At 70.7% G+C, this 12,373-nt stretch carries 9 protein-coding genes and 2 pseudogenes; 8 read left to right on the forward strand and 3 right to left on the reverse strand.

Going from position 1 to position 12,373, the window contains the following annotated elements; genetic code table 11:
- A pseudogene (locus ACIO3R_RS37120) lies at positions 1-83 on the reverse strand (electron transfer flavoprotein subunit beta); the annotation flags it as partial.
- 107 nt (positions 84-190) lie between these two features.
- Here ACIO3R_RS37120 and ACIO3R_RS37125 point away from each other — a divergent pair.
- Both ACIO3R_RS37125 and ACIO3R_RS37130 read left to right on the forward strand, forming a co-directional pair.
- The gene (locus ACIO3R_RS37125) at positions 191-895 is read left to right on the forward strand and encodes a TetR family transcriptional regulator (RefSeq protein ID WP_402111430.1); all 705 of its coding nucleotides are present in this window, start codon (positions 191-193) and stop codon (positions 893-895) included.
- 199 nt (positions 896-1,094) lie between these two features.
- A complete protein-coding gene (locus ACIO3R_RS37130) occupies positions 1,095-1,496 on the forward strand; it encodes a Zn-ribbon domain-containing OB-fold protein (RefSeq protein ID WP_385025914.1) in 402 nt (133 codons plus the stop codon).
- A 101-nt stretch (positions 1,497-1,597) separates the two neighbouring features.
- On the opposite strand, the gene ACIO3R_RS37135 is transcribed toward ACIO3R_RS37130, so the two are convergent.
- A complete protein-coding gene (locus ACIO3R_RS37135) occupies positions 1,598-2,578 on the reverse strand; it encodes an NAD(P)-dependent alcohol dehydrogenase (RefSeq protein WP_402111504.1) in 981 nt (326 codons plus the stop codon).
- A gap of 123 nt (positions 2,579-2,701) precedes the next feature.
- On the opposite strand from ACIO3R_RS37135, the gene ACIO3R_RS37140 reads away from it, so the two are divergent.
- From ACIO3R_RS37140 to ACIO3R_RS37150, 3 genes and pseudogenes are all read left to right on the forward strand, one after another.
- Positions 2,702-3,391 carry a TetR/AcrR family transcriptional regulator gene (locus tag ACIO3R_RS37140; protein WP_385025917.1) on the forward strand — a complete coding sequence of 230 codons (690 nt, stop codon included), beginning with the start codon at positions 2,702-2,704 and terminating at the stop codon, positions 3,389-3,391.
- A 189-nt stretch (positions 3,392-3,580) separates the two neighbouring features.
- Positions 3,581-6,291: pseudogene (locus ACIO3R_RS37145) on the forward strand (cellulose binding domain-containing protein).
- Positions 6,292-6,474: 183 nt separating this feature from the next.
- Entirely contained in the window at positions 6,475-7,047 is a 573-nt protein-coding gene (locus tag ACIO3R_RS37150; protein WP_402111432.1) for a hypothetical protein, read from the forward strand.
- Positions 7,048-7,258: 211 nt separating this feature from the next.
- On the opposite strand, the gene ACIO3R_RS37155 is transcribed toward ACIO3R_RS37150, so the two are convergent.
- Positions 7,259-8,143 (reverse strand): SIS domain-containing protein, encoded by an 885-nt coding sequence (locus tag ACIO3R_RS37155; protein WP_385025926.1) that lies wholly within the window; start codon positions 8,141-8,143, stop codon positions 7,259-7,261.
- Positions 8,144-8,327: 184 nt separating this feature from the next.
- On the opposite strand from ACIO3R_RS37155, the gene ACIO3R_RS37160 reads away from it, so the two are divergent.
- The 3 genes from ACIO3R_RS37160 to ACIO3R_RS37170 all read left to right on the forward strand — a co-directional run bounded on the left by ACIO3R_RS37160 (position 8,328) and on the right by ACIO3R_RS37170 (position 12,072).
- Positions 8,328-9,128 carry a DeoR/GlpR family DNA-binding transcription regulator gene (locus ACIO3R_RS37160; protein ID WP_385025929.1) on the forward strand — a complete coding sequence of 267 codons (801 nt, stop codon included), beginning with the start codon at positions 8,328-8,330 and terminating at the stop codon, positions 9,126-9,128.
- Positions 9,129-9,593: 465 nt separating this feature from the next.
- Positions 9,594-10,769, forward strand: a complete 1,176-nt coding sequence (locus ACIO3R_RS37165; protein WP_385354131.1) for a Gfo/Idh/MocA family protein — start codon at positions 9,594-9,596, stop codon at positions 10,767-10,769.
- A gap of 127 nt (positions 10,770-10,896) precedes the next feature.
- Positions 10,897-12,072 (forward strand): ricin-type beta-trefoil lectin domain protein, encoded by a 1,176-nt coding sequence (locus ACIO3R_RS37170; RefSeq protein WP_402111434.1) that lies wholly within the window; start codon positions 10,897-10,899, stop codon positions 12,070-12,072.
- Positions 12,073-12,373 lie beyond the last annotated feature (301 nt).

Raw genomic sequence — 12,373 nt, forward strand, 5'->3', positions numbered from 1 at the left:
TCCAACGTCAGGTCATCGGCGAAATGCCGGTCACCGGTCGCGTCGGGCACGTACTTCACACAGACAACGATCCTCAAGCTCACGCCGGCTCTCCTCACTGATGCGGTTCGTGTGCCGACCCTATGGCACTCAGTACCCTGAGTAAAGGTACCAAGTGCCGGATATCCGCTTCTGGTGCTACGTTTCCGCCATGACTGAGGACCGCGGACCAGCCAAGAAGCCGCCCATGCGTGACGTGCTTGCCGAGGCGGCCTTCGGGCTCTTCATGGAGCGCGGGTTCGAGCGGACCACGGTGGACGACATCGTCGCCAGGGCGGGGGTGGGGCGGCGTTCGTTCTTCCGCTACTTCCCGTCGAAGGAGGACGCGGTCTTCCCCGATCACGAGCGTTGCCTCGCGGACATGACCGCGTTCCTGGAAGCCGCCGGTGACGGCGATCCGGTGGACACGGTGTGCGACGCGGCTCGCCTCGTGCTCCGGATGTACGCCGTCAACCCGGAGTTCTCCGTGCAGCGTTACCGGCTCACCCGGGAGGTGCCCGGTCTGCGCACCTATGAGCTCTCCGTCGTGCGCCGCTACGAGCGGACCCTCGCCGGCTACCTGGAGCGGCGCGGCGCCGACACCCGGGACGCCGCGCTCCGCGCGGAGGTGATCGCCGCCTCGGTGGTCGCGGCGCACAACAACGGCCTCCGGTCCTGGCTGCGTTCGGGCGGTGAGGGGGATGCCGGGGCCGAGGTGGACCGGGCGCTCGAACTCGTCCGCACGGTGTGGGGCCGGGCTGCCGGGCTGCCCGCCGTGAGCGCCCGCGAGGACGAGGTGATCGTGATGGTCGCGGCGAAGGGCGCCCCCATGTGGCGCGTGGTGCAGCGCATCGAATCGGCTCTCGGCAAGGACTGAGCCATCGGCCGGGGGCGCTTCCAAGGCGCTTCAGGGGTCGGTTCGTGAGCAGTTCGAGGGCGCTTCGAGGACCCTTTCAGGGTGCTTCCCGAACTTTTCGGCACTCAGTACCTTTACGTGCTGGCACTAAGTGCCATACGGTGCCGGTGTGCCGTCGCCGGAGGTGCGGCGCACCGAGTCGAGCGCGGGAGGCCGAGACGTGTTCAGTACCGGAACCGATGTGGGGCGGACGGCCGGCGACGCGGCGGAGCCGCACACCGAGGCGGGACTGGTCTACCAGGTGTGCCGATGGTGCGGCACCGCCTCCTTCCGTAAACTCCTCTGCCCCGTCTGCGCGTCGAGCGACCTCGAACCGGAACGCAGCGACGGTCACGGCGTCGTCGTGCGGTCCAGTGTGGTGAACCGCTATTCGCGGGTCATGCGGAACGAGTCCCTGGTCCGCTTCCCCGAAGGCTTCGTGTACCGGTGCCGGATCGTGGGCGCGGCGCCCCATCTCGTGAGCGTCGGGGACCGGGTCCGTCCCGTCGACGGCGTGACCTCCGAGGCGGGCGAGGTGGTCCTCGAACTGTGCGACCCGCCCCTCACGGCCAACTGGTACTGACGCGAACCGGGCCGCGCCGAGGGCCGGCCGCGGAGCGGACACTGCTGGGGCCAACAGTGTCCGGAGCGGAGCCGCCCCCTCCGGCCCGCCGGGCCGGGGCCTCAGCCGGCCGGCGGCGGCAGCGTCCGGCCCGTCGGCGCGATCCGGATGACGTGCTTGCCCCGCACGCCGCCGTCCTCAAGTGCCCGGTGCGCGGCCGCGACGTCCGCGAGGGGGTGGACCGTGTCCACGACAGGGCGGATCTCGCCGTCCTCCGCGTACCGGGCCAGCCGGGCGAGCAGCTCGGTGTGCGGGTTGCCGCTGAAGATGCGCACCCGCCGGGAGCCGTGGACGGCCGACGCGAGGAGGTAGGAGAGGGACGGGAGCAGGTGGTCCACGTCGAAGGCCACGGCCACCATGCGCCCGCCCGGGGCCAGCAGCCGCCGGTACGCGCGGTGCTCGGTGCCGACCGTGTCCAGGACGACATCGAACGCGCCCAGTCCGGCGGGGCCGGTCGTCCGGTAGTCGAAGGCCTCGTCGGCGCCCAGGCCACGGACGAAGTCGAGGTTCCTCGCACCCGCGAGCGCGGTGACATGGGCGCCGAGCACCTTGCCGACCTGTACCGCGACGCTGCCGACCCCGCCGCTCCCGCCGCGCACCAGAAGCCGTTCACCGGGCCTGAGGCCCGACTTGACGGTCAGGGCGGTCAGGCTCGTCGTCCCGCCGGCCAGCAGGGAGACGGCCTGTTCGGGCGTCAGGTTCTCCGGGGCGGGTGAGATGTTCCGCCGGGGAACGGCGACGTACTCCGCCGCACTGCCCAGCCGTCGCGGCAGAACGCCCCACACCCGCTCGCCCACCCGCACCCCGGCCACCGACGGGCCCAGGGCGGCGATCTCGCCCGCGAAGTCGACCCCGGTGCGCTGGGGGAAGCGGCGCCCCGTCACCAGCCGTACCTTCCCGGCCCGGCCGTGCAGCTCACCGCCGTTGACCCCGACCGCGTGGACGCGGACCAGTACCTCGTCGGGCTTGGTGTCCGGCACGGGTACCCGGCCCACGTACAGGACCTCCGGGGGGCCGTACCGGTCGTAGAGGGCCGCGCGCATCTCGTCCACGTTCTCGTCCTGCTCTGTCTCGGGAGCCGTGAGCGGAACAGCTTCTCCGCTTCCTCCTCCTCAAGCTAACAGCCTAAGTGGATGACACCTTCCACTTACCGTAAAGTGAGAGGCATGCCTGCTCAATCCTCTCGGAAGCGCCCCGCACCGGCCGCCGAACCGATGCCGTCCACATCGTCGGCCGGGCTGCGGGCCGACGCCCGGCACAACCGTGACCGCATCCTCGAAGCCGCCCGGGAGGCCTACGCCGCCCACGGCATCGACGTGCCCGTCACCACGATCGCCCGCCGGGCCGGCGTCGGGGTCGCCACCCTCTACCGGCGCTTCCCCACCCGGGACGCACTCGTCACGGAGGCGTTCTCCGAGCAGCTCGCCCTGTGCGTCGCGGTCCTCGACGAGGCGCTGCGGGATCCCGATCCCTGGCGCGGTTTCTGCTCCCTCATCGAGAAGGTGTGCGCGATGCAGGCCACCGACCGGGGCTTCACGGCCGCGTTCCTCTCCCGGTTCCCCGACGCCGTCGACTTCGGCGGCCAACGCGCCTGCGCCGAGGAGGGCATCGCCCAACTGGTCCGCCGCGCCCAGGACTCGGGGCAGCTCCGCGCCGACTTCGACCCCACCGACATCACGCTCCTGCTGCTGGCGAACAGCGGTGTCGCCGGAGAGTCCCCGGAGGTCTCCGCGGTCGCGTCCCGGCGGCTGACCGGCTATCTGCTCCAGTCCTTCAGGGCCGGCCGGGCGGCACCCCTGCCGCCGCCGGCTCCGCTGGAGCTGCGCCGCGTCCACCAGCTCCCTCAGGGTCCGTGAGACCGGACGTCAGCACGCCTCGATCACGCCAAGGGCCGCCGCGCTGCCAAGTCGTCCGATGGGTCCGCGCACCACCCTTCTCCCGACGGGTTCGCGCCGCTACCATCAGGACGCCAATGGGAGCGCTCCCACATCCGTACCCGCCCTGTACCGCCGCTGTCGGCGGTCTCGTTCGGAGAGGACGTTTCCGTGCGCTCAAGCGCCAGACCCCTGGCCGCCCTGTTGGCGGCACTCACGCTCACCGCCGGGTTGTTCGCCGCCGGCGCTCCGGCATCGGCACGCCCGGCCGATGTCGCCCGCACCGCCGAAGCATCCGATGTGTCCCTGGCCGCGGACACATATGACTGGAAGAACGTGCGCATCGACGGTGGCGGCTTCGTGCCCGGCATCGTCTTCAACCGGTCGGAGAAGAACCTCGCCTACGCGCGCACCGACATCGGCGGCGCCTACCGCTGGGACCAGTCCGGCAAGCGGTGGACGCCGCTGCTCGACTGGGTGGACTGGGAACGCTGGGGCTGGTCCGGGGTGGCGAGCCTGGCCTCGGACTCGGCCGACCCGGACAACGTGTACGCGGCCGTGGGGACGTACACCAACAGCTGGGACCCGACCGACGGCGCGGTCCTGCGCTCCTCGGACCGGGGCGCCAGCTGGAAGGCGAGCACGCTCCCGTTCAAGCTCGGCGGCAACATGCCGGGGCGCGGCATGGGGGAACGCCTCGCCGTCGATCCGAACAGGAACTCCGTGCTGTACCTGGGGGCTCCCAGCGGCAACGGCCTGTGGCTGTCCACCGATTCGGGCGTGACCTGGTCGGAGGTGACGGCCTTCCCGAACCCCGGCAACTACTCCCAGGACCCGTCCGACACCAGCGGATACGGCAACGACAACCAGGGCATCGTCTGGGTGACCTTCGACGAGCGCACCGGCAGCGCGGGCAGCGCGACCCAGGACATCTACGTCGGGGTGGCCGACAAGGACAACACCGTCTACCGCTCCACCGACGGCGGGGCCACCTGGTCGCGCATCGCCGGACAGCCGACCGGATACCTGGCCCACAAAGGAGTGCTCGACTCCTCCGGCGGCTATCTGTATCTGACGCTCAGCGACACCGGCGGCCCCTACGACGGGGGCAAGGGCCGGATCTGGCGGTACGCCACGGCGACCGGTGAGTGGAAGGACGTCAGTCCGGTCGCCGAGGCCGACACGTACTACGGATTCAGCGGGCTGTCCGTGGACCGGCAGCAGCCAGGCACTCTGATGGCGACCGCGTACAGCTCCTGGTGGCCGGACACCCAGATCTTCCGCTCCACGGACAGCGGGGCGACCTGGACACAGGCCTGGGACTACAGCAGCTACCCGGACCGCACCAACCGCTTCACCCAGGACGTCTCCTCCGTGCCCTGGCTCACCTGGGGAGCCAGTCCGGCGCCGCCGGAGACCACGCCCAAGCTGGGCTGGATGACGGAGGCGCTGGAGATCGACCCGTTCGACTCCAACCGGATGATGTATGGAACCGGCGCGACGATCTACGGCACCGAGAACCTCAGGAACTGGGACTCCGGAAGTCGGTTCAGGATCACCCCGATGGTGAGGGGACTGGAGGAGACGGCCGTCAACGACCTGGCGAGCCCGCCCTCGGGAGCCCCGCTGCTCAGCGCGCTCGGTGACGTCGGAGGCTTCCGGCACACCGATCTCGACACGGTGCCGGACATGATGTTCACCTCGCCGAACCTCACCTCGACCACCAGTCTGGACTTCGCGGAGACGAGCCCCGGCACCGTCGTACGGGTCGGGAACGCGGACGCCGCCCCGCACATCGGCTTCTCCACGGACAACGGGGCCAACTGGTTCCAGGGCTCGGAGCCCTCCGGGGTGACCGGCGGTGGCACGGTGGCCGCGGCGGCCGACGCGAGCGGCTTCGTGTGGAGCCCGGAGGGCGCGGGCGTGCAGCACACCACCGGGTACGGGAGTTCGTGGTCGGCGTCCACCGGGATACCGGCGGGGGCGACGGTCGAGTCCGACCGGAAGAACCCGAAGAAGTTCTACGGGTACGCGGCCGGCACCTTCTACGTCTCGACGGACGGCGGCGCCACGTTCACCGCGAAGACGTCGAGCGGCCTGCCGCGGAGGGCAACGTCCGCTTCAAGGCGGTACCGGGCACCGAGGGCGATGTGTGGCTCGCGGGCGGCAGCACGGCAGGGACGTACGGGCTGTGGCACTCCACCGACTCGGGGGCGACGTTCAGCAAGCTGTCCGGGGTCGATCAGGCGGACTCCGTCGGCTTCGGCAAGGCGGCCGCGGGCGCCTCGTACCAGACGCTGTTCATCACCGCGAAGATCGGCGGGGTGCGCGGCGTCTTCCGTTCCACGGACGCCGGCACCAGCTGGACCCGGATCAACGACGACGCCCACCAGTGGGGTTGGACCGGCGCGGCCATCACCGGCGACCCGAGGGTCTACGGGCGGGTGTACGTCTCGACCAACGGGCGCGGAATCATGTACGGGGACTCCTCGGACGGCGACGGCGGCGGCACGGACCCCGGTACCGACCCCGGTACGGATCCGGGGAATCCGCCGGAGGGCGCGGCCTGCTCGGTGACGTACAAGGTCACCAACCAGTGGGCCGGCGGCTTCCAGGCCGACGTGACCCTCACCAACACCGGGAGCACGGCCCTGGACGGCTGGCAGCTCGGCTGGACCTTCCCGGACGGCCAGCGGATCACCCAGATGTGGAACGCGGTCTCCGGGCAGGACGGGGCGAGGGCGACGGCCGCCAACGTCTCCTGGAACGGAAAGGTGGCGGCCGGTGCGTCGGCGGGCTTCGGCTTCACCGGCAGCCTGTCGGGCGGCAACGGCAGACCGACCGCCTTCGCTCTGGGGGGCGAGGCCTGCACCGGCGGTTGACGCCTGACGCCCCACGGCTGACGGGCCGTGGGCGGTGGCGGGGCGGACCGGGCCGACGGATCCGCTGCACCACCGCCCACAGCCCCGTTCCGATCCACCGCGTCCGGGTCCGCGGGCACGAGCGGGGCCGGGTGAACACGGGCTCACTGGCCCCGTACAGGTTCGTCGGCCATACTGCCCGCCGTGGAGCAGCGCATAGATCCGAAGACTCAGCCCGCGTACGCCGCAGGGACAGACCCGGCGTACATCCCTGGTCTCACGGCCCCCCGAGCCACCGGAAAGGCGGACGAGGAGCCGGAGCGGACCGAGGAGCCGGCACCCGAGGACATCGCGTCCGACGGTGCCGGGCCCAACGATGCCGTGCCCGACGATGCCGCAGCGGAGGCCGTGTCCGAGGGCGCGGAGCCCGACGGCGAGGCCGTCGCCGAGGCGGCGGACGACGAGGAGGAGGACGAGAAGGGGAGCAAGGACGGGGACGGTCCCGCGTTCGCGGTGAGCGACCGCCGCGGTTCGATCACCGCGGACCGCGAGGGCATCCGGTTCACGCTCGACGACCAGGAGGCCGACTTCCGCTGGGACGAGATCGGCGCGGTGGAACTGAAGCCGGCCCGGTTCGGCCGCCGGTTCACGATCACGGTCCACATGTCGACCATGCGTTGGTTCAACGCGGAGGTCGAGGCGGCGGCCAGGAGCAGCCTCAAGGAGTGGACGGAAGGCTTCGACGCGGTCCTGGACGCCTACTTCGAGGAGTCCTGACCGCTGGGTCCCTCGTTTGGATCATGCCGCGCTCGCGGGGTCCGGACGAAGGGCCCTGGCCCACCTTGCCGTGTCCGCGCCGTGAAGGGCGTCGAGCACGTGCCCCCGACGCCGCTGCCGTACCCGGGCGCCGGTGCGGAAGCCCGTCCAGGCATCCGCGCCGGCACCCGGTCAGGTGTGCGCGCCGCTCGCGACGGTGTCCGGCTCGGGCTCAGGCGTCGGCCAGCACCACGGAACGGGTCAGGTGGCGCGGGCTGTCCGGGTCCAGGCCGCGGGCGGCGGCGCGGGCGATGGCCAGGCGCTGGACACGGACCAGCTCGGCCAGCGGGTCGAGCCCGCTCTCGACCCAGCGGGCGCCGGTCGCCAGGACCTGCTCCCGCAGGCCCTCGGGGGCGGTGCCGAACATCCAGGTCGCGGTGCCCGTGGTGGCGATGCTGATGGGGCCGTGGCGGTACTCCATCGCGGCGTACGCCTCCGTCCAGGACAGCGAGGCCTCCTTCATCTTCAACGCGGCCTCGTTGGCGAGACCGGCCGTCCAGCCGCGGCCGAGGAAGGTGAACTGGGTGCAGTCCAGAAGCCCTTCGGGCAGCGGCTCGGACAGCGCGGTCTCCGCGTCGCGGACGACGGCGTCGGTGTGCAGACCGAGGTGGGCGCGGAGCAGTGTCAGCAGCGTGGTGGCGAACCGGGTCTGCACGACGGACTGCTCGTCGGCGAAGTCGAGGACCACGACCGCGTCCGCGGAGGTCATCACCGGGGTCTGCGGATCGGCGGTGACGGCCACCGTCGGGGTCACCCCGCGCAGCCGGTCGAGGAGTGCGAGCACCTCGGTCGTGGTGCCGGAGCGGGTGAGGGCGACGACCCGGTCGTAGCGGCGGCCGAACGGGAACTCCGAGGCGGCGAAGGCATCGGACTCGCCCTGTCCGGACTCCTCGCGGAGCGCGGCGTATGCCTGAGCCATGTAGAACGAGGTGCCGCAGCCGACGACGGCGATGCGCTCGCCGGTCGCGGGCAGTGCGTCCGCCTGACTCTGCGCCAGCTCCGCGGCACGGCGCCAGCAGTCCGGCTGACTGGCTGTCTCGATCTCGACAAATGACACTTTTGCACTCCGTACTGGTGATGGGATGCTCGTTAACGCACGATATACGGGATGTGCAAGCATTATCAAGCATTCTCCTTGCAGGTGACTTGACTCGCCGGAGCCTTGTGCGACGCTTGCGCGAGCCCGGTGACCGCGCCCAAGGGGATGGGTGTCCGCAGCCCGGACTGTAAGGAGAGTTCACGTGTCCAGGGATTCCCGGTGGAACGCACTGCTGGAGCTCGTCGGTAAGCATGGCCGGGTGGACGTCGAGGACGCCGCCAGGACGCTGGATGTCTCGGCCGCGACCATCCGCCGCGATCTGGACCAGCTCGCCGAGCAGCAGTTGCTCACCCGCACGCGGGGCGGCGCGGTCGCGCACGGTGTCAGCTACGAGCTGGCGCTGCGCTACAAGACGGGGCGCAACGCCCCGGAGAAGCAGGCCATCGGCCGAGCCGTCGCCGAACTGGTCGCGGTCGGCGAGGTGGTGGGGCTGACCGGCGGCACCACCATCACCGAGGTGGCCCGCTCGCTCGCCGTACGCTCCGACCTCGTGGGGGACGGCGCCGCGGGGGTGGCCGGCCAGCCGACCCTGACGGTGGTCACCAACGCCCTCAACATCGCCAACGAGCTGGTGATCCGGCCGCAGATCAAGATCGTGGTGACCGGCGGGGTGGCCAGGCCGCAGTCGTACGAGCTGACGGGCCCGCTGGCCAGCGGTGTACTGGGCGAGATCACGCTGGATGTCGCCGTGCTGGGCGTCAACGCCATCGACACCGAACGCGGTGCGTACGTCCACCACGAGGGCGAGGCCAGCATCAACCGGCTGCTCGCCCAGCAGGCCCAGCGGGTGGTGGTGGCGGCCGACTCCTCGAAGATCGGCAAGCGTGCCTTCGCCCGGGTCTTCGACCTGGGGCTGGTCGACTTCCTGGTCACCGACAAGGGCATCACGCCCGAGGTGACGGCCCGCTTCACCGAGGCCGGCGTCACGGTCATCGCGGTCTGAGCGGTCTGAGCGGTCTGAGCGGTCTGGGCCGTCTGGGCCGTGCTCTGACGTGCTCTGATGTGCTCTGACGTGCCGGAATGTGCACAGATACATGCATGATCAATCACCCCCGAGCATCCAATGGCCGGATCTGACGGGTTTACGACGGTGTCGGTGGTCACCGCACGCCCGTTCTGGGATGCTTCCGCGGGCAATTCGCACCCTCGCGTACCCGGTAACGCCGCTGGCAGCCGTTCGCCCTGCCACTAAATGTTCGTTAGATCTGCGAAATGAACAACTCTTGCCATCCCGGTGCGCTGTCGTGAACTATGTGCCTGTGCCTGTGCCTGTGCCTGCGCCTGCGTCTGTGGCTGCGAAGGAGTAGGGGGCGCATCTCTTCCGGGAGGAACCGGATGCGGCGGCCGGCAGCACGCCCGCACGACCTGCACCACCTGCGTCACCCGTACAGACAGAGAAGGGACCCCCGTGTCAGACCTGCGACTCGGCGTCATCGGACTCGGCCTGCGCCGTTCCATCGCGATGTCCGCCCACCACCCCGGACAGGGTTCGGCGATCACCGCTGTCTGCGACCTCGACCCCGAGGTGCGCCGCCGCGAGGCCGAGCTGTTCGACACGGACGTCGCGGTCGAGGACTACAAGCTGCTCCTGGGCCGGGACGACCTCGACGCGGTGATCATCGCGACGCCGGACGACACCCATGAGGCCATCGCCATCGACGCGCTGCGGGCCGGCAAGGCCGTCTTCGTCGAGAAGCCGCTCGGGATCACCGTCGAGAGCTGCGACAACGTCCTGCGCGCCGCGTACGAGACCGGGACCCGGCTCTATGTCGGCCACAACATGCGGCACATGGGTGTCGTACGGCTGATGCGCGACATCATCGCCCGCGGCGACATCGGCGAGCCCAAGGCCGTGTGGGTGCGGCACTTCGTCGGCTACGGCGGCGACTACTACTTCAAGGACTGGCACGCGGACCGGACCCGGACCACGGGGCTGCTCCTCCAGAAGGCCGCGCACGACATCGATGTGCTGCACTGGCTGGCCGGCGGCTACACCCGGCGCGTCAACGCGCTGGGCGACCTGCTCGTCTACGGTGACCTGCCGCGGCGCGAGCCGGACACCCCGCGCCCCGGCAACTGGCTGCGTGAATTCGACTGGCCGCCGACAGCCCGCAAGGACCTGCACCACATCGTGGACGTCGAGGACGTCTCGGTGATGAACATGCAGCTCGACAACGGGGTCGTGGCCGCCTACCAGCAGTGCCACTTCACCCCGGACTACTGGCGCAACTACACCGTCATCGGCACCGAGGGCCGACTGGAGAACTTCGGCGACAGCCCCGGTGACGAGGTCAAGGTCTGGAACACCGGCCCCAGCGGATACCGCGCCGACGCCGACATCACCTACCGGGTCCCGGAGGCCGGCGGCACGCACGGCGGCGGGGACACCCGGATCATGGAGGAGTTCTGCCGCTTCGTGCGCGACGGGGGCGTCACCGACACCTCGCCGGTCGCCGCCCGGATGAGCGTCGCCGCCGGTGTGCTCGCCACCCGCTCCCTGCGTGAGGGCGGTGTCCCGTACGACGTCCCCGCCCTCGACCCCGAGCTGGTGGCGTACTTCGAACGCGGTCAGGTCCGCACCTGAGGAGCTGACCGGGAAAGGCCGGACGGGGCCCCGGCCCTGTCCGGCGGGTTTCACCGCAAGAGATGCGCCGACCCCGCGCATGTACGGCAATGATCCCCGTTCCCCCCACCAGAAGCAGGTGCAACGCATGACCCTGCGCCACTTGTCGGGCACCGTCACCGCCACCGTCGCAGCAGCCGCTCTGGCCCTGCTCGGCACGGCGGCCCCCACCCAGGCCGCGGACCTCGGAACCACTCCCGGCACCTACACCAACTACTCCTTCTCCGGCGCGCCGAAGCTGACGGACGTCACCTGGTCCACCACCGTCCTTCACGATCCCGGATACCGGGCGAACATCTTCTGGAGCCACCAGTTCGGCTTCGACCAGGGCAGCGGCGCGTACTTCGGGATGCAGTCCAACGGAGGGTCGAGCCGATTGCTCCTCTTCTCCGTCTGGGACGTCTCCGAGGCCAGGGCCGGCTCGGCCGGGAGCTGGTGCCAGAACTTCGGCGGCGAGGGCGAGGGCATGAGCTGCCGGATGAACCTCGACTGGACGGCCGGCCACCGCTACACCTTCAAGGTGGCGGCCGAGGGCGACGGCTGGTTCGGCGCCACCGTCGCGGACACCGGCACGGGCGCCTCGTACAAGCTCGGCAGCATCAAGACCCCGGCCACCGCCATCTCCCCGTCGGGAATGGTCGACTGGACCGAGTACTTCGAGTGGAACAGCCCCCGCTCGAACTGCTACGACCAGCCCTTCAGCGACGCCCGCTTCGGGGTGCCCACCGGCAACGGCGGCACGGTCACCGGCACGGTCTCGGCCACCTCCAGCAGCGACAACGCCTGCGCGTCCATGACCCGGACCGATGTCACCGCCGACTCCACGGTGCAGAACCTCGCCGTGGGCAACTCGGTGCGCGGCGCGGTGACGGGACAGGGCGGAAAGTGCGTGGACGCCTTCGGGGGAGTGTCGGACGGTGTCGTCGCCGACCTCTACACCTGCTCGGGCGGCGCCAACCAGGCCTGGGTGAAGGCGGCCGACGGCACACTGCGCCTGCCGTCCGACTACTGCCTCACCGCGGAGGGCACCGGCAACGGCGCCGCCGTGCGGGTGCGTGACTGCGCCGGTACGGGTGCGGGCGGCGCGGTCACCGATCAGGCCAGGCAGTGGACGTACAACAGCTCCACGCACGCGCTCGTCAACAAGGCCTCCGGCCGCTGTCTCGATGTCCCGGGCGGCGACACCACGAACGGGACCGCGCTCAACGTGTGGGACTGCGGAGGCGGCGCCAACCAGCAGTGGAACGTGCCCGCGACCTTCTAGGGCCTGTACGGGGCTGTCCCGCCGGACAGCCCCTGGGGCACCGCACGCCACAAGGCCCCCGGCAGGCCGTTTCCAACGGTCACGGCGGGGGCCTTGTGGCGTCTGTTTTCAGCCATGCTCGGTGGGTAATCGGCCTCTCCCGGTTTGACGTCAGCCCGTTCCGCGAGGGTGACCGGGTGGCGGGCGATCGGGCGGAATTCACCGGACTGTCCGGATAGTTCCGTAAGGCAAGCGGCTCCGGCGCTCTCGTACGGTCACCGGTCCGCCGCCCCGGACGCCACAGGGAGGCGATTTCAAGCCA

Origin of the sequence: Streptomyces sp. NPDC087428, from assembly GCF_044744085.1 — a bacterium.
Classification (GTDB): domain Bacteria; phylum Actinomycetota; class Actinomycetes; order Streptomycetales; family Streptomycetaceae; genus Streptomyces.